Origin of the sequence: Virgibacillus natechei (genome assembly GCF_026013645.1) — a bacterium.
Lineage (GTDB): Bacteria > Bacillota > Bacilli > Bacillales > Amphibacillaceae > Virgibacillus_L > Virgibacillus_L natechei.
Genome location: NZ_CP110224.1, coordinates 908,395 through 925,154, shown reverse-complemented (window position 1 = coordinate 925,154; position 16,760 = coordinate 908,395). Strand labels below are relative to the sequence as shown.

The window sequence follows — 16,760 nt, the reverse complement described above, 5'->3', positions numbered from 1 at the left end:
ATCTAAGTTAAGAAAATAAAGTACAACACAAAGATAACAAACATTCCATACATGATCGGGTGTATCTCGCTTGCACGTTTTTTCAACAACATTGTTATCGGGTAGAAAATAAACCCAATCGCTATCCCTGTCGCAATACTGTAGGTTAATGGCATCGTAAGCACAGTGAAAAATGCCGGTACTGCAATTTCGAATTGATCCCAGTCAATATTTTTCAATGCGGATGACATCATGATACCGACAATGATCAATGCAGGCGCGGTTACTTCTGCTGTTACAACACTTAATAATGGAGAGAAGAATAATGCCAAAAGGAAAAAACCTGCTGCAACTATGGCTGTCAATCCGGTTCGACCTCCCACACCGACGCCGGCAGCGGAATCTACATAAGCTGTTGTTGTCGATGTACCGAGCGTTGCGCCAACCACTGTTGCTGCAGAATCAGCGAATAACGCCTTTCCGGCACGAGGCAATTTATTGTTTTTCACCAAACCAGCTTGCCTCGCTACTGCAACCAGCGTTCCTGCAGTATCAAAGAAGTCAACGAATAAGAACGTTAAAATAACCAAAAGCATTTCCATGGTGAAAATATCACCTAAATTTAAAAACGCCTGCCCAAATGTTGGTGCGATACTCGGAACACCACTGACGATTCCATCAACCCCTGAAGGCGCGGCAATTAAACCAAAAGCAATACCTACTACAACTGTTAGAATCATACCATAAAATATCCCCGCTTTTATACCAAGCGTAAGCAAGACCACAGAAACAATAAGCCCAAATATCGCTAGTAACACAGTTGGTGATGTTATATCACCTAGAGCCAGTAACGTATCGGGGTCTCCAACCACAATACCTGCACTTTGCAGACCGATAAAAGCGATAAATAAACCGATTCCAGCGCCTACTGCCAGCTTTAAATTTGCAGGGATGGCATTAATAATTTTTTCCCGAATCCCTGTTAACGTTAGAATAACAAAAATAATTCCAGATACTAACACACCTGATAAGGCCGTTTCCCACGGGATACCATAACCAAGCATAACGGTATAGGCAAAAAACGCGTTTAATCCCATACCAGGACCCAGCACAATCGGATATTTTGCAATTATCCCCATGAATAAGGAGCCAACAGCTGCAGCTAGTGCTGTAGCAACAAATACAGCATCCTGATCCATACGAGTTACCCCTTCAGGCAGATCTTCTACTCCGGTCAATGCTAGGGTTGATGGAATGACAAAAAGAATATATGCCATAGCCAAAAATGTCGTTAATCCTGCCATAAATTCTGTTCGATAGTTTGTACCTAATTCTCTAAAATTAAAATACTTCTTCATTGCTGCTTCCCCCTTGATGTTTGAATAAAAAACACGCCTCGTTTAGAACAAAGCGTGCTACCCCAACTATGCAAGGAAAAGTAATCAAAAGAGCGTCATCCATTTTACTACTAGCAATGGGCTATCACTATTAAAATCACTATAACCTGCGTAGTCAGACCATTTACGGCAGTCTGGTAGAAACTCTGGGCCATATCCCCAAAAATTATACGCATTTTTATTAAAATGTAGACTTATTTTACTGATCGTATATTATGAATTCAATGAAAAACGAATAATTACCGCGTTATTTATAATTAAAATTCGTTTATTATCGATACGTTTCTTATCTATTCCCATTCAATCGTAGCCGGCGGTTTACTCGTAACATCATACACAACGCGGTTAATATGCTCCACATCATTTACCATTCTAGTTGATATCTTTTCTAGGATCTCCCAGGGAATACGTGCCCAGTCTGAGGTCATGCCGTCGATTGATGTAACCGCTCGTATGCCAATCGTATAATCGTATGTTCGAGCATCTCCCATTACGCCAACACTTCGAATATCTGGTAGCACGGTGAAATACTGCCAAATATCGCGATCTAATCCTGCAGCAGCAATCTCTTCACGCAAAATGGCATCCGATTCACGAACAATTTCAAGCTTTTCTTCTGTAACCTCACCTAGTACACGAATGGCTAAACCTGGTCCTGGGAAAGGCTGGCGCCACACTACACGATCTGGTAGCCCTAATTGGGATCCAAGTTCGCGAACTTCATCTTTGAAAAGTGTATTTAGTGGCTCAATCAGCTCAAATTGCATGTTTTCCGGCAGTCCACCAACATTGTGATGAGACTTAATCGTATGCGCTGTTTCAGTTCCACTTTCAATTATGTCTGTGTACAATGTTCCTTGTGCCAGAAAGTCAATATCTTTGAGTTTATCCGCTTCATCATCAAATACATAGATAAATTCATTGCCGATAATTTTACGCTTCTTCTCCGGATCGTCCACTCCCTTTAGCTTGGACAGAAAACGGTCTTTTGCATCAACCATAATAATGTTCATATTAAAGTCTTCTGAAAATATCTTCGTTACGTCATTTCCTTCATCTTTTCGAAGGAGGCCGTGATCAACAAATATGCATGTTAGTTGGTCGCCAATTGCTTTATGAATCAAGGCTGCTACAACGGATGAATCAACGCCACCGCTTAATGCACATAATACCTTTCGATCACCGACTTTGTTCCGAATTTTTTCTACTTCCATATCGATGAAATTCTCAATCGTCCATTCTCCATCACATTCACAAACTTCAAACACAAATTGCTTCAGTAAATGATTTCCATATTCCGAATTACGTACTTCTGGATGGAATTGAACACCATATAATTTATTGTCTGGATCGCTCATTGCTGCAATTGGTGTAGACGGACTTGTTGCATCAACCTGAAATGAAGACGGAGCTTCGATCACTTTGTCACCATGACTCATCCATACTGTTTGATTAGATGGGGTATCATTAAAAAGAATAGGTCCGTCTTGCAAATCAATAAGCGCTTTTCCATATTCACGGTTCTCCGCCTTTTCAACTTTACCACCATAATGGAGTGCCATTAATTGCATCCCGTAGCAAATACCCAATACAGGAATACCTAGATCAAAAATACCTTCATCACAGCGAAAGCTATTTTCGTCATACACACTATGCGGGCCACCTGACAGGATAATACCTTGAGGATTCATTTCCTTGATCGTTTCTGCTGTTAGCTTGTGGGAGTGCAATTCACTGTATACGCCATGTTCCCTTATTCTTCTTGTGATAAGCTGGTTATATTGGCTTCCAAAATCCAATACAAGTATCATCTCATTCGTTTCCATATATACACTCCTATCTATTGCACGTTTTGTGGGCAGGTTGTCTCCCGTTCTGGACGCTCTCTCTCCCGATTCGGGCGCGCTGTCTCCCGTTCTGGACGCTCTCTCTCCCGTTACGGACGCGCTGTCTCCCGTTCTGGACGCTCTCTCTCCCGATTCAGCCCCGCTCTCTCCCGTTCGTTCCATAAAATAAAACCTGGATTCTACTTTTTGCATCTTTCACTACAAAAAGGCAGAATTCCAGGTCACATATAAGATATTCTGCCTTTATAGTCAGAGCATTTACGGTGCTTTGGTAGAAACTTTCGATCCCTATTATCGAGGATATACAAACGGCATTAATTTATTATTTACTTTTTAGTTGTTCAAAAGTCATCAAGTGACAAATAGCGAATCTCTTCCATTTGATTCGACAACTTTTGGAACACGAACTTTTAATATTCTTATTCTACTAACCAACAACAACGAGGTCAACCCATTATGCGTTTAATTAAATTTTGCCATAATTGCGTTAGATGCCCCATCTCAACCTCATTTGTTTCATTATTATAAAGAACCTGTTCATAATAAGTCGTTAATTTGGTCATTTCATCGGTGGAATAGCGCCTATCAATGTCCGCTGCGTACTCACGTAATGTTTGCCCAGGCTCTTTTGCCATCTGATTATGTTGTAAAATTTTCAGCAAGTGGTGGTAGGCTTCCTGATACGTTGAAACGTCTTGCTTATTTTTAAATCGCCTATTCAATACATACGTTTTCCAGCGGAATCTTGTTTTATAACCAATAACGCCCAATAAGGCTAAGAGAGCTAACCCGCCGCTAACATACCACCAATTAACCGGAAACGCTGCCTCATCTGTATCATTTTCAGCTAAAGCCGTTTCAGCCTCTTCTTCCTCTAACTCTGGTGCCTCAGGCTCATCTTCCTCTTGCTCTTCCGTCCCTGGAGTTTGATCGGTTTCTTCCTCTTGATCATCCCCTGACCCTTCATCCGAATTCGCATCAAATTCAGTGAGGTTAGAGAAACCTTGTGTTGGTTCAAAAGGGACCCAGCCCGTCTCCGGAAAATATACTTCAACCCATGAATGAGCATTTGCATTTGTTACTTCATAAACATCATGGGAATCTGATACATTACTTGCTTGACCAGGAATGACATCCCCACTCGTAAAGCCTTTCACCCATCTAGCTGGGATATCCTGTGATCGCAGCATGACAACCATGGACGTGGAATAATTATCACAATAGCCTGCTTTTGATTCGAATAAAAATTGGTCGACATAATCCTCATCTTCTTCTGGAACGTCAACGTCCGTTGTTTCATAAGTGAAACCGTTTTGACCAAAATATTGTTCTACAGCCTTTGCTTTTTCATAGCGGTTATCGTGTGGTTCTGTAATTTCTTCCGCTAAATCTTCCACCCGATCTGGCAGTGAAGATGGAAGTTGCGTATACTGTTCTTCCACCGATTCAGGGACGTTTTCGCTGTTGTTATCCGCCTGTAATCGATCACGATCAAACGAGGGATTTTCATACGCAATCGTATAAAGTTCCAAAGCTGATAACCCATCAGCATTGGCTGTGTGAATAGCCTCTGAATGATCATCCAAATCATAATATACACCTGCCCCTGATGCTTGCACCTGGTTTAGTCCATAAGGGTAAATAAGTTTTTCTATTTCTGTATTTCCTTGAAAATCAACGATTGCTTCCTGTTCCTCTGTTTCCACAACCTCTGAATTAAATGTTTCTAAAGAGATATGCCCACCATTTTGTCTATTATATACGGGCTCCGTGGACGTTTCCCACCCCTTGCCTGTGTACACGTCCTTTGTTTCAATACGCCAATAATGCTCATCAGCAACGTCCGCTTCAAAGACAGGCGTATAATCCTGAACAAATGAACCACCTAACGCTGAATCATCTTCCCCGTAACCAACTCTTTGAACACCGGATCCAGCTTCATTCCCCGCATTTTCCGCTGTACTTTGTATAAAAGGCACTGGATCAGGCCACTGTGGGTCAAATTTCGGTGCAGCGTATCCAATAAAAGAAGAAATTAGCACCGTAACAACTAACGGAACCACCCATACTGGCGTCTTTTTAATCCAGGAAAAGGATAGAGACTCTTTATCAAGCTCCTTCATGAAATTGGCGACACCTAAAGCAATAAATGAAATAATAAAAGTCCTTACAATCGCTATATCTGCATTGTAAATGGTAAATGTATCCAGTATAGCCAGGTAGATAAACGTGAGTAAAACGAATAATAAAATCCGCTTCATCACAACAAACCAATAATGCAAGAGATAACTCATCATCCAAATTAAGACAAGAAATAGGAAACTGCGAAACAATGGCGTCAAGTTATACCATTGCTGCGTAATAAGCAACTCCAAATTATAAGCAATTTCAAATGAAACTTGTTCGAACCATAACCTCGTAATAAAGGCATGATCAATAAACAAACCATTAATAAGGAACAGTAATGCGAAACCTTTTATTAAAAATCCAATCCACCACTTCATATGAAGCATGGAAACGATAAAACAAAACACTGCAAATAGTATAAAAACCGCTACGCTCTCCGTATACGTAATAGCTCGAACTGGGTATATCCATTCCATAAATAAGAGAAAACCACATAGATACAAGATCAAGCTAAATAGGAAGGGTATTGTATGTTGATTTAATCGACTCATGTCCTACTCACCTCGATTGGGGTTTTCATTAATTCCTTTTCGGTTAACACGCGCATATCAACACCTTCAGATTTAAGCTGCTGGATAAGCATATGTTCATTTCTCGATATCTTTTCGGCTGGCAGGATAAGTAAAACAATCACTTTTTTCGACCGCTTCTTAAGCTGTTGCATCGAATCCTTAAAGCCGTGATCAATCCTTGTTGTAAGTAACATGACAATATTACCGTGACCCACCTTAAACAATTCTTCCTTTAATTTCATTGGAAACGGTTTACTGCCTGTAGGTTGAATACGGGTTAAATGTTGATTCACCGAATCGTTGAGACTCGAATCATGCTTTGGAAAATAAACAACCTTCTCGCCGATCGTTAATAGCCCAACCTGAGTGGATTGCTTACCGGTACTCGCCATCAACGAAACAGTCATTTCAACTGAAGCTTCAAATGCAAGTGGATTCATCCCCTCACTTGCACAACTATCTAAGACAACCAATATATCCGTACTTTTCTCCTGCTCAAATTCCTTTGTCATCACCTTGTTTTTCCTTGCCGTTTGCTTCCAATCGATCCAGGAAAATTTATCCCCTGGCGCATATTCACGAATACCAGAAACAACATTGGTATTCTTCAAATTTAATGTATAAGAAGCCGTTGCACCTTCCTCAGAGCTACTTACCTTCTCATTTAAATGGATCGGACGCTCATTTGGATAGGCAACAAGTTGATCTCGCAGGTCAAATATATGCTCTTTTTTAACAAAGCCGAAGACATCCCCTGTTTTAACTCGAATAGCCTGTAGGTGGTGATCGCCGCGCGGAACGTCATCTAACTTGTACGAAATCTCCATCACACGGCGAGCGGATGGGAATATAATCTTTTTAACGTCTCGACTGAAGTTCAACTTAGCTGGTTCCGCCATGTTCCTATAGTTATCTTTATGATTTCCTGCTTTTTTTAACGTATCAGGTAAAATTTCCTCGCAAATACAATAATATAACGGAAAAGGAATGGACCGGCGAATCCGAATGGTTCCGGTCACGCCATCACCTGAACGAATAACATGATGAGATAGGTTTCGTGTAACTTCCCAATTCTTAATCGGATAAAATAGCAATCCTAAATGATAAACAAAGATTGGTAGAAAACTATAAAATAGAAACCAACTCGTAAAACCACCTTGAAACATAGCAAATGAAAACAAAAGAAGCCCCAAAAATAAGATAAAAATGAGATTACCACTAAAGCGAAGTGACTCTTTCATCAATTAAATTCCTTTCGAATAGGAATATGTGTATGTTTCACAACGGACTCGACAACCTGTTCACTCGTCACACCTTCATATTTCGCTTCTGGCGTTAGTATAAGCCTATGTGCCAGTACATAAGGAGCAAGAAATTTCACATCATCTGGCAGCACATAATCCCTTCCATAAACATAGGCATATGCTTTTGCTGCTCGCATTAATGCAATGGATCCCCTTGGGCTTACTCCAAGCGCGATGGATGGATTCGTTCTTGTATTACCTACGAGATTAATAATATAATGTTGAACATTTTTATCAATATACACTTCTTTGACTTCTTCTTGAACAGAAATGAGCTCTTCTTTGGAAATTACGGCTTCAATCGTTTCGATGGGATGATTTCGGGATGTCCGGTCTAACATTTCCAGTTCGTCCCCAAATGCTGGATACCCCATTTTAAGTTTTAAAATAAAACGATCCAATTGCGCTTCAGGTAGTGGATACGTCCCCTCATATTCAATTGGATTTTGAGTTGCCATAACAAAGAATGGCTGTTTAAGCGGAATCGTCTGACCATCTACCGTAACACTTTTTTCTTCCATACCTTCCAGAAGTGAAGATTGTGTTTTCGGTGACGTACGATTGATTTCGTCAGCAAGTATAATATTCCCCAGAATTGGGCCACCGCGGAACTCAAAATTCAACTCTTTCGGATTATAAATGGAAATGCCTGTAACATCCGAAGGTAATAAATCCGGTGTAAACTGAATTCTTCTAAAGTCACAATCTAGTGATTTAGCTAATGTACGAACAAGCATCGTCTTCCCTACTCCTGGCACATCCTCCAACAGCACATGACCTTGTGCCAATAATGCAACTAAACTGAGGGTTGCCGCCTCTTCCTTTCCTATCATGACTTTATTTATATTGGTTAGTACTTTTTCTATCTTTTCATTATAAATGGTTGTTTCAAGCATCGTATTTCTAGACTCCTCTCTAGGGTCGTACATTTCAACTAGTAAATTTCATAACTACTGTAACTATACTAAAAAAGGCTCATGAAGTAAAAGGCAGATAATTGAAGAATCTTGAAAATCAGCATAATATGTGAAACAAATTTTTGAGCAGTTAAAGGGAGAAAGTTTTGTCTTGGCTGTGGAAGTATTAAAGTGATAGTCAAAATAATGGTTTATCGCCAAGCTTTGTGGGCATTTGTTGTACAACGACCTGCGGGAAACGCTGGTTGAGAGCATGGATTCGCTACGGAAACACATTTCGCGCACCTTAGGGCAGCTGGTGAGCCTTCGACGCACAGGACGTGCTAGTGCAGGTGTTGCGACAGGACGTCGCGAACTTAACCTGCCTCGTGCTACGCACTGCGGGGTCTCATCGAGGCCTGTCCTCCCGCAGGAGTCTTCATGTGTTTCCTCCGCTGATATTCCGGTTGCTGCCGCTAAATTGCATTAGTAATCAACATTCAAAAAACAGCCATTTAAAAAGCCCTTTCCCTTCTAGACTATTGCTAAAAGGGAAAGGGGCTTGTAATATATTTTTTAGTATAGAATTGGAGAGCCTGGTCCAAGTGGAATTCCTAAGAGCATCCAACCAACTAACATGATTGTCCAACCAATAAGGAAGTAAATGGAATATGGTAACATGACGGATATTAATGTTCCAATTCCCATATTCTTGTCATATTTTTGGGCAAACGCGATAATAATCGCAAAATACGTCATTAATGGTGTAATGATATTTGTTGTTGAGTCTGAGACACGATAGGCCATTTGAGTAAGCTCTGGTGAGTAACCCAACTGCATCATGATCGGAACAAATACTGGAGCCATCATTGCCCACTTAGCTGATGCACTACCAATAAATATGTTGATGAATGCAGCAATTAAGATAAATAACAGAATTAATGGAATCCCAGTTAAATTGATGTTTTGTAAGAATTCAGCACCATAAACCCCAAGAACCATTCCCATATTCGTTTCTGAGAAAAATGCAACAAATTGACCTGCAGTAAACGCCAAGACAATGAACATTCCCATCGAAGCCATCGTATCGGACATCTGGTTTGCAACATCTTTATCATCACGAATCACTTTTGTTATTTTTCCGTAAACTAGACCTGGAATAAAGAATAACGCCGCAATCACAGGAACTAATGAATTCATAAACGGTGATTGAACGATTCCACCATCTTCACCACGCATCGGTGCATTTTCTGGCAGAATTAATAATAGGGTTAAAATTAGTCCAACGACTAAAGCTACAGCTGACCAGATAAGACCTTTTTTCTCAACGGAAGTAAGTCTTTCTAAGTTCTCTGCTTTTTCACCTTTATAACTGCCTAAGCGAGGTTCAACTACCCGTTCTGTTACCCAGGCACCTATTGCTGTAAGCACAAACACAGAAACAATAATAAAGTACCAGTTCATAGCAATATTCATCGTTTCCGCATAGGCCGGGTCAATAATCGATGCCGCAGCTATCGTCATTTCCCCGAGCATGGCATCTGTCGCAGATAAGGATAAGTTTGCACTAAACCCTGCTGAAACCCCTGCAAATGCTGCAGCCAGTCCTGCTAATGGATGCCTTCCAAGTGCTGCGAATATTAAAGCCCCAAGCGGAGGTAATACGACATAACCAGCGTCTGAAGCAACACTAGACATAATACCAGCAAACACCAAACCTGCTGTAATCAGACGGTTCGGTACAGATAAAACAAAACCACGTAATAATGCACTAATTAATCCCGTTCGTTCTGCAACACCAATACCTAGCATCGTTACAAGCACAACCCCAAGTGGCGCGAAACCAATGAAGTTATCCGTCATGCTGGTGAGCATATATTGAATACCTTCGGCGCTCAGTAAATTGTTAATCTCAACCATTTCACCTTCTTCGCCCGGGTGCTCCACGCTAATACCCAATGGCGCTAGGGCTGCAGAAAGAAGAACAACTAATAAAGCTAATATAGCAAATAATGTAATTGGATGTGGTAACTTATTACCTATTGTTTCTATTCCATCCAAAGAACGTTGAAAACCGCCTTTTCTCTTTCCCATATATAATTCTCCTTTCTTGATGTTATATCGGTAATATTCTGATAATAATGCGGAAAGTTATATCAAGCAACGACTATTATATAGGGGACTTGAACAAATTTAAATACAAAAACGATAAGTAAAAATAATGGAATTTTTCCCATGATTTGGCCTTGGAAGAATCTTGGTAGGTATTGCTAATTAATTTGTTGATGAGGGGCGAGTGCAGGCGCTTCAGATCGAGCGCCACCTCTCCAAGGTCGAGCCCCAGCCTTCAAAATTTCCACTGACGATCGAGTGTGAAACCTTCTCGCTCGAGTAGATGCTTCTGTCGCTCGAGTGAGGCAAATTCCCGCTTGCTCGAGCGCCAGAAGTACAAGGTCGAGCGAGAGGATGGTCAGATCGAGCGCCACCTCTCCAAGGTCGAGTCCCAGCCTTCAAAATTTCCACTGACGATCGAGTGAGAAACCTTCTCGCTCGGGTAGAAGCTTCTGTCGCTCGAGTGAGGCAACCTCCCGCTTGCTCGAGCGCCATTTTTGCAATAGGCTGACGATACTATCGCCCAAATACCATCAAAAATTACTCGTGAATTGCCCTCTTACTATTATGCTTCGCTAGAACTGGATCAGCTACTAATTGTTTTATATCTATCCATAATTCACTCTGCTCCAGCTGGTAAGCAAGTTGCAACAATCGGTTCTCTTCTCCTTTGGAAGCCATTACCTGTACACCTAACGGGAGCCCCTCGTCTGACAAGTGAACCGGAACGGACATGGCAGGTTGTCCGGTTAAATTTGCCAACTGAGTGAAGGGGGTATACGTTAAACTAGGTAAAAACAAGTCATATACAAGTGCTTGCTGCTCCTGCTTAGCTAATTCATTCATTTGAGCCCGCAGTTTCATTTGTTCCTGTCGGGAATAAGTTAACTCACCGACCTTTGGTGCTGTATAAGCAGTTGCTGGTGTTATATAAAAATCATACGTTTCATGGAGTGTAGCCATATGTGCTGCTGCCGTATCCCATGAAGACAGGCTTGCTGAAAATTCTGCAGCAGAAACAGATTTTCCAGCTTGGTTCAGCATCCATGTCTCAATTTCCACGTCATCAGCTGTAATCGCTCGTCCAATACCTTTTTCTAACCCTCGCACCAAGGAAGAAATCTCCCCACTGTTCATCAGATAATAATCTTTCATTAATTGGATCCCGTCTACACCATTTTCTTTTTCCTCAACGATATGACCTTCACGTTCCAACCATCTCACTGTGTTTTTTACGGCTGTTTTCGCATCTTCGGAAACAGGGGTGCCAACAGGTGATTTCGTGCTAAACGCTATGCGGAGTGGACGCTCAAATGAATCCTTCATAGCTGTTTTATAACTAGCAGGAAACAGCGGTGTATGGAATGCTGCTTCTGGCTGGACAACTTGAAGCTCATCAAGCATTGCTGCACTATCTCGAACACTTTTACTCAGAATAAAATCAATCGATGCACCTTGCCATTGACGACCAGCCCCAGGTCCTACAGGTGTACGTCCACGCGTAGGCTTTAAGCCAAATAACCCCGTGAAAGATGCTGGAATTCGTATCGACCCACCACCATCACTTGCTCCTGCTATCGGCACCATTCCTGAAGCGACCGCTGCTGCAGCTCCCCCACTAGAACCACCTGGTGAGTAATCGGTATTCCACGGATTTCTCGAGGGCCCATGCAGGTCAGGCTCGGTTATATTTTTTAGCCCAAATTCGGGTGTGTTTGTATGTCCCATAAATTGAAAGCCTGCTTCGCGGAACTTCTTAACGAAATGAGAATCATGAGCCGAAACCGTTGACATTAGTAAGGGAGATCCAGAAGTCAATGGTTCATCTGTCAAGCGTTGCGATAGATTTTTCAATAAAATAGGAACTCCGGCGAATGGACTAGCCTCTACATCTATTCGTTCTGCCTCGGCTAACGCTTTTTCCTTCCTGGAGTGTGTAACCGCATTTAAAGATGGATTCATTTTTTCTAATTGCTGAAAGCCAAGCTCCAGCAGTTCTCGGGGGGTGATTTCTTTTGCTTTCACGCGTTCTGCTAACGCTGTCGCATCTAGATTTACATATGTGTGAAGATCCATTTCTGCACCTCTTTACTAATTTTTCCATTATTGTATCATGGATCACGTGGCAACCCAATTACTTGCCATCCTTCTTATCATCCTTCTTCCAGGGCGGATCTCCATATTTATGCAATTTCTGATTAATCTTATAGACCGAATAGGGTACTAAAAAAGTAAGTACCGTGCATACAATGACCAAATTTTGCGGGAGTCTTCCCAGCATACTTTCCCACATTTACTGATCACCTTCTTCTGGATCTTTTACCCGGTTTGTAGCACCAGTTGTTCGAACAATGGCGTTTGCTGACACGTCTATACTACTTTCCTGAAAAATGTTTTCTCCATGATCCCAGTCGTCTTCTATAGCTTCCCATATCGCATAATGACTCTGTCTTAACTCACGATCAAAGCCAAAAATATCGACCCCTAATTCACCTTGTCCTTTTGCAATGGCATCCATTGCTAACTCTTCTATTCTTTTGCCTACATGCTCCTCAATTTTCTTTAGATAATCAGCTTCTAATAGATCTTCAGTTCCAAACATCTCTGCGACTGTACCTTCTGATTCGATATCTATTTTTATGGTTATATTTTCCTCGTCTTCTGCATGTATGGTTATGCTACGGCTCGCATTTTGTATTTCATAAGCCATCAATCGGTCATTTACTTCAAATTCAATGGTTCCCCCATTCACATCATCCCTTATAAAATTTAATCCTTTTGTTTCATCACCATCAAGTACCCCTACCATTGTATTACTAATACCATGAAATACACTGGAACCTGTAGACTGTATATCCTGATCACTCCTGTACTTTACCTTGGGTATTGCATAACTACTACCACTTAGTAGAAAATCATGAATATCCCCCATTCGAATGGGAGCCAATATATCAATTATCAATTCATTATTTTCCAAAATATCAGTGATGTACCGAGCAGGAAGGTCTGCATGGTTTGGAACCACGTTAAGTATCCCGTGTGCTTCCTCTTCCGCGATTAAGACCTTGATCTCCCTGCGCATTTCATGATCACGAATATAAAAATCCATTAAGCTTGCAAATAATCCAGGCTCGCTTGCTACTTCTTCCGATACGACTACTACCATTAAATGTTCATAAAAAGGTGTTCGGCTTGTTGTAGTTGCCATCTCCCGTCCAATAGCAATCAAACTTCTTCCATTAATGGATATATTTTCGTAAGCTTGTTGATCACCGCCCCCTTCTACTGTCCCTCCTAACGCAGCAGGCACGGCAATCTGATTCGTTGCCGTAATATAATCATCGCTTTCTCCCTCACCCACCATGTCAATAGCCGTCCCAATTATAAATCCCCGTTCTTCAATAGCTCCTTCATCCCAACAACCTGCCAGAATCATCATCATCATGCAAGAGATGAGTATGAAAATACGTTTATTCATCCCCCTTCACCCCTCTCATTTTAGCGAAGGCAAGCAATAACACGAGCGTGAACAGCGTATAGAAGAAAGCACCATAACCTAACACTTCTCCAAATGCATCCACCTCGAGTACGGTTTGCGGGTACATACTTATACCATAAGCAATTGGCGCTAAAATAAAAATCAACCTGATCTTCCTCACTTTTTTGAAAATAGAGTTCGTTGCCAATACAGCAATATCCAAAGCCATTGCGGTCGTGTTAAATATTGCCATAATCCAGATCACGAAGAATACAGAGTCAAACCTTTCAAAGAATCCACCTGGAATTTCCACTACCTTTCCTAATTCAACAGTTGGGTAAAGCAAATTCGACGTGACAGCATGCCCAAATACGCCAATACACACGATGAAAAAAAGAAGATACAAGACAACAGGTATACTCATCCCAATTGCAGCCATCTTTGGGGCTTTTTTTGGTTGTTTGACGAGTGCTACATAAAACCATACAACCACAAATCCTAGATAGGCTGTTGCACTTGTACCCATTCCTTCCACATGTTCACTAAAGCTTGTTTCAAACATTGGTATTAGGTTGCCAAACTCAAACCATCCCAAATTAAATACTAAAATAACAACAGCAATCAACAGAATAATCGGCAGGAACAGCATATTTAATCGCAGTAGCCCTGCTCTGGATCCCGACACACCGTAAATGACAAGAAGGAAGAAACTCAATGCGATGACTTCAAGTGGTGTTTGATCCAATAAATAATGTTTGGAAATGTCAGCGATTTTACGAACAGAATAGGCAGCTAAATTCAACGAAATAACAGCAAAAACCGCTGTCAGTACAAGTGCCACTGGTTTCGTAATAATAGCGGATGCATAGGTAAGAAATGTTTGATTTGGAAAATTCGCTGCCAACCTGGCAATCAACCAGATCATAATAACGGAAATGATCCCTGCTATTAATAAAGAAATCCATCCATCTGAAAACATCGTCGCCTCCGCTAGAGCCTTTGGCAAGGAAAGAACGCCTACACCGATGACCATGGAAGGTACTGCAAATAGGATTTCCTTTTCACTTATCCCCTCATCCCCATACTCAAAACTTTTCATGAACGTTGTTCTCCTTTACTTGCGGAATGTTGATCTTGTGGCTTCAAGCGTTCAGGGCGTTTGGTTTGAACGGTAATTGGTGCGCGTATAACAAGATCTTTAAAGTCGTTAGGGAAATTCGGAGCAAAAGGTGCGGTATACGGCACCCCCATGCTTTTTAGATTCACAATATGAATATTGATGGCAATGTAAACAATAATAACCCCATATAATCCGAGTACAGCAGCTGCAAACATGGCTCCGAACCGAATCATTCGAAGTGAAATGGCAAAACTGTATTCGGGTATAGAAAAGGATGAAATGGCAGTTAAGGCAACAACAATGACCATGATCGGACTCACAATACCAGCCTGAACGGCAGCTTCTCCGATAACCAATCCCCCTACAATTCCAATTGTTTCTCCAATGGATGATGGCAATCGTGCACCAGCCTCTCGCAACATCTCCATTACCATCCCCATTAGGAGCGCTTCAATAAAAGCAGGAAAAGGAACCCCATCCCTCGTCGCAGCAATGGAAAAAGCTAATTCGGATGGAATCATTCCCTGTTGATACGAAACCAATGCAATATATAAACTAGGTAGAAACACGGTAAAAAACGCACCCAGATACCGAAGGATTCGTAATAAGCTTCCAATAAGCCAACGCTCATAATAATCATCCGCCGCAAACAGTGTGTCCCCGAATGTTGCTGGGACCGTTAAAACAAATGGCGTACCATCTAAAATGATAGCAACTTTACCTTTTAAAATATAAGAAGCTACTTTATCAGGCCTCTCCGTGTTTAACATTTGTGGAAAAGGAGATAGAAAACTGTCTTCAATCCATTGCTCAATATAGCCTGTATCTGGGGCGTAATCAATATCAATGGTTTCAATACGCCGATTTACTTCCTTTAAAATATCTGGGTGAACGATCCCTTCCACATAGGAAACGACAAGGGTTTTCTTGGAACGACGCCCAATTTGATGGGTCTTAAAACGCAGGTTCGGATGTCGAATATTTCGCCTGATAAGGGACATATTGGTGTTGTGATTTTCAACAAAACCTTCTCTCGGTCCACGTATAACGGTTTCTGATTCCGGTTCTTTAATCGCACGATCTTCCCAACCGATCGTCTCCATGGTTAAGGCTTTATCAAACCCATCTAAATAGAATATCGTGCTGCCAGAAAGTATAGCTTCAGCGATATGATCTAATTCCGTACTTTCTTCGATATCCGTAACGGATATAACCTCTTTGTAAATTTCCTCAAACAGTGCTTCCGTTTCTTCTGATAATTGCTGATTATCAACCCTTACTTGAAGGTTCTTCAAGATACTATTATGTATCGTATACTTATCTACTAAGCCATCTATATAGGCAATTCCACATTTGTGATTCGTGGATTTTATCGTGAATTCTCGTATAACCAAGTCACTTGGATCATCTAATAAATGTTTAAGATTATCCAAATTTTGATTGAGTTCTTTTGAAACTTTGATGGAAATGTTTTCTTTCTCAGGCTTTGTTTGTTGATTTTTCCTACGTTTAAAAGCGGAACGTAATCTCATATCATACCCCTCGGTAACGTGATAATCTGCTCCCCCTTTTGTTTCCCCTGTTTCTAGATTTTTATACAAAAGGAAGAATAAGGGATCAAGTAAAACTTCATTTAGTGGGGAATTTACAACCATGAAAATAAGCCATTTTCATCGATATTGGTGACGTTTCCATTCATGCTTGGCTATCCCTCAAACGACGATACATTAATTTAGTCGGAATTCTAAAGGAACCAGATTGGGATCATTTACGTTTGGCTCTTTTCGTAAGTATTCTTGCTTTTAATTTTCGCAGTTGATGTAAAAGACGACGCAACTTGAAATGAAGGATGATACTTTTACCCCGCTACGGAAATACACTACGCGCACCTTAGGGTGACCCGTGAGCCTCCTTGCCCTGGCAAAGGG

The 16,760-nt window shown here is 41.2% G+C and carries 10 protein-coding genes and 2 riboswitches; all 10 genes read right to left on the bottom strand.

The annotated features are described in order from the left end of the window. Positions 1 to 2: 2 nt before the first annotated feature. Positions 3 to 1,337, bottom strand: a complete 1,335-nt coding sequence (locus tag OLD84_RS05040; RefSeq protein ID WP_209463572.1) for an NCS2 family permease — start codon at positions 1,335 to 1,337, stop codon at positions 3 to 5. Between the two features lie 131 nt (positions 1,338 to 1,468). Beyond that, positions 1,469 to 1,570: riboswitch (purine riboswitch) on the bottom strand. Positions 1,571 to 1,666: 96 nt separating this feature from the next. Continuing rightward, positions 1,667 to 3,202 carry a glutamine-hydrolyzing GMP synthase gene (guaA, locus tag OLD84_RS05035; RefSeq protein ID WP_209463608.1) on the bottom strand — a complete coding sequence of 512 codons (1,536 nt, stop codon included), beginning with the start codon at positions 3,200 to 3,202 and terminating at the stop codon, positions 1,667 to 1,669. Between the two features lie 247 nt (positions 3,203 to 3,449). Continuing rightward, positions 3,450 to 3,551, bottom strand: a riboswitch (purine riboswitch). A gap of 118 nt (positions 3,552 to 3,669) precedes the next feature. Next, on the bottom strand, positions 3,670 to 5,901 hold the full coding sequence (locus OLD84_RS05030; RefSeq protein WP_209463573.1) for a transglutaminase domain-containing protein: 2,232 nt from the start codon (positions 5,899 to 5,901) through the stop codon (positions 3,670 to 3,672). Next, a complete protein-coding gene (locus OLD84_RS05025; protein WP_209463574.1) occupies positions 5,898 to 7,163 on the bottom strand; it encodes a DUF58 domain-containing protein in 1,266 nt (421 codons plus the stop codon). Before OLD84_RS05025 ends, OLD84_RS05030 begins: the two co-directional genes overlap by 4 nt. Further along, positions 7,163 to 8,122 (bottom strand): AAA family ATPase, encoded by a 960-nt coding sequence (locus OLD84_RS05020; protein ID WP_209463575.1) that lies wholly within the window; start codon positions 8,120 to 8,122, stop codon positions 7,163 to 7,165. Before OLD84_RS05020 ends, OLD84_RS05025 begins: the two co-directional genes overlap by 1 nt. A gap of 576 nt (positions 8,123 to 8,698) precedes the next feature. After that, complete coding sequence (locus OLD84_RS05015) at positions 8,699 to 10,216, bottom strand: AbgT family transporter (RefSeq protein WP_209463576.1); 1,518 nt, start codon at positions 10,214 to 10,216, stop codon at positions 8,699 to 8,701. A gap of 558 nt (positions 10,217 to 10,774) precedes the next feature. Then, positions 10,775 to 12,310, bottom strand: a complete 1,536-nt coding sequence (locus OLD84_RS05010; protein WP_209463577.1) for an amidase — start codon at positions 12,308 to 12,310, stop codon at positions 10,775 to 10,777. Between the two features lie 217 nt (positions 12,311 to 12,527). Continuing rightward, positions 12,528 to 13,712: a Ger(x)C family spore germination protein gene (locus OLD84_RS05005; protein ID WP_209463578.1), complete on the bottom strand. Its 1,185-nt coding sequence runs from the start codon at positions 13,710 to 13,712 to the stop codon at positions 12,528 to 12,530. Then, the gene (locus OLD84_RS05000) at positions 13,705 to 14,811 is read right to left on the bottom strand and encodes a GerAB/ArcD/ProY family transporter (protein ID WP_209463579.1); all 1,107 of its coding nucleotides are present in this window, start codon (positions 14,809 to 14,811) and stop codon (positions 13,705 to 13,707) included. Before OLD84_RS05000 ends, OLD84_RS05005 begins: the two co-directional genes overlap by 8 nt. After that, positions 14,808 to 16,364, bottom strand: a complete 1,557-nt coding sequence (locus tag OLD84_RS04995) for a spore germination protein (RefSeq protein WP_209463609.1) — start codon at positions 16,362 to 16,364, stop codon at positions 14,808 to 14,810. The genes OLD84_RS05000 and OLD84_RS04995 overlap by 4 nt, the downstream gene beginning before the upstream one ends. Positions 16,365 to 16,760 lie beyond the last annotated feature (396 nt).

What these genes read in the sequence shown, in the direction of transcription:
- OLD84_RS05040 (WP_209463572.1), bottom strand. Translation starts at nt 1,337, where the DNA reads ATGAAGAAGTATTTTAATTTTAGAGAATTAGGTACAAACTATCGAACA.
- OLD84_RS05010 (WP_209463577.1), bottom strand. Translation starts at nt 12,310, where the DNA reads ATGGATCTTCACACATATGTAAATCTAGATGCGACAGCGTTAGCAGAA.
- OLD84_RS05020 (WP_209463575.1), bottom strand. Translation starts at nt 8,122, where the DNA reads ATGCTTGAAACAACCATTTATAATGAAAAGATAGAAAAAGTACTAACC.
- guaA (WP_209463608.1), bottom strand. Translation starts at nt 3,202, where the DNA reads ATGGAAACGAATGAGATGATACTTGTATTGGATTTTGGAAGCCAATAT.
- OLD84_RS05030 (WP_209463573.1), bottom strand. Translation starts at nt 5,901, where the DNA reads ATGAGTCGATTAAATCAACATACAATACCCTTCCTATTTAGCTTGATC.
- OLD84_RS04995 (WP_209463609.1), bottom strand. Translation starts at nt 16,364, where the DNA reads ATGAGATTACGTTCCGCTTTTAAACGTAGGAAAAATCAACAAACAAAG.
- OLD84_RS05000 (WP_209463579.1), bottom strand. Translation starts at nt 14,811, where the DNA reads ATGAAAAGTTTTGAGTATGGGGATGAGGGGATAAGTGAAAAGGAAATC.
- OLD84_RS05005 (WP_209463578.1), bottom strand. Translation starts at nt 13,712, where the DNA reads ATGAATAAACGTATTTTCATACTCATCTCTTGCATGATGATGATGATT.
- OLD84_RS05015 (WP_209463576.1), bottom strand. Translation starts at nt 10,216, where the DNA reads ATGGGAAAGAGAAAAGGCGGTTTTCAACGTTCTTTGGATGGAATAGAA.
- OLD84_RS05025 (WP_209463574.1), bottom strand. Translation starts at nt 7,163, where the DNA reads ATGAAAGAGTCACTTCGCTTTAGTGGTAATCTCATTTTTATCTTATTT.